The organism is Acidovorax sp. SRB_24 (assembly GCF_012931925.1).
The window spans coordinates 1-1,077 of the sequence record NZ_MWOM01000147.1 but is presented as its reverse complement, the minus strand read 5'-3'; the positions used below and the strand labels follow the sequence as shown (position 1 = coordinate 1,077).

The window sequence follows — 1,077 nt, the reverse complement described above, 5'->3', positions numbered from 1 at the left end:
TGTCGCATCCCGGCCGATCATATGGCCGCTTGTGGAATAGCTGCGGGTGCTCCTGGTGCCAGCCCTTCATGGCCTGCATAGGCGTCTTGCTGCCCAGCGCTGACTGCGGCAACTGGTGGTTGTACAAGGCCACATAACGCAGCAGGGTCTGCTCCATGTCGTCTCGGCTGTTGAACCTGTGGCTCTTGAGCACATCCGCTATGCGGCCGTTGAATCTCTCCACCATGCCGTTGGTTCTCGGGGTCCTGGGCTTGGTCAGCCGGTGCTCTATGCCCAGCGCCTGGCACAGCTGGTCGAACTCATGGTTGCCACTGGGCTCTCGCTGCCTGCTGGCAAACAGGCGATCCGTAAACTCCTTGCCGTTGTCGGTCAGCAGCTTGCTGATTTTGATTGGGCAGGCCTTGTGCAATGCCTTGAGAAAGGCCTGTGCACTGGCAGCGGTCTTGTTGGCCTTGAGTTGCACGAACACCCATCGCGTGGCCCGGTCGATGGCCACGAAGAGGTAGCGCCGTTGCGATTCGTCCTGCATCTGCGGCAGGTACTTCACGTCCATGTGCACATAGCCTGGCTCGTAGCTCTTGAAGGACTTGTGGGCCACCGCAGGCTCCTGGGGCTTGAGGGCGTTGAGGTTGCCCGCCCCATGGCGGCGCAGGCACCGGTCCAGGCCCGAGCGCGAGACATGGGGACAAATGAACTCTCGCGTGACCGCCAGCAGGTCATCCAGGGGCAGCAGCAAGGTGCGCCGCAGGTGGACCACCACTGTCTCTTGTGCCGGTGTGAGCACCGTCTGCAGGCGGTGCGCCGTGTGCGAGCGGTCGCCAAAGACAGAGCGCTTCTTCCACTTGTAGACCGTCTGTTCCGTGATCCCAAAGCGCTGGGCCAGGGCACTGGCGGTCTCGCTGCTGGCAGCAATCTCGGCACGCACGGCGGGCGTGGTGCGCGCGTTCTTGTGCAGGGCAATCAACATGGCTTGGCTCCCCGGGTGGATTGCAAGGACTCTATCAACTCCCGTAGCACGGCTCTGGCCATGAAGAGTGGATAGCGTTTTGGATCGATGCAATCGTCCGGGATGCTACA

General features: G+C 61.9%; 1 protein-coding gene. It reads right to left on the bottom strand.

What is annotated here, in order from left to right:
* Positions 1–967: IS481 family transposase (locus B2J89_RS21110; RefSeq protein ID WP_169170804.1), on the bottom strand; the 967-nt coding region annotated here is incomplete at its 3' end.
* Positions 968–1,077 lie beyond the last annotated feature (110 nt).